The 257-nt window shown below is 47.9% G+C and carries 1 pseudogene; it reads right to left on the bottom strand.

From position 1 onward, the window contains the following. Positions 1–29 precede the first annotated feature (29 nt). Positions 30–257 (bottom strand): annotated as a pseudogene (locus ACKX14_RS16180) (hypothetical protein); the annotation flags it as partial.

Genomic DNA, 257 nt, shown 5'->3' with positions numbered 1-257 from the left:
CTCGCACAGCCTCCGCCTTTCTTTGATTTTTATATACGGACATCAGAGGAAATTGATTCTACTGCGTGCAGTAGGTTTGCGATTGGTTTGACCACAGCCCCTTCAATTAAGACGCCGAGCTCCATGGATCGCCGGCTGTAGACTAAAAGATTGGCGCTACCAACATAAGCCAAGTCTTCGTCGGCCATTACCACCTTGCAGTGGAAAGTTTCATAGCCCGCATCTAAAGCAATAAAATAGTCGACTACTCGCACTCC

This window comes from Thermorhabdus hydrogeniformans, assembly GCF_049310025.1.
Classification (GTDB): Bacteria; Bacillota; Thermosediminibacteria; order Thermosediminibacterales; family Tepidanaerobacteraceae; genus JBJYKD01.
This window is presented reverse-complemented; position numbering and strand designations above follow the sequence as displayed.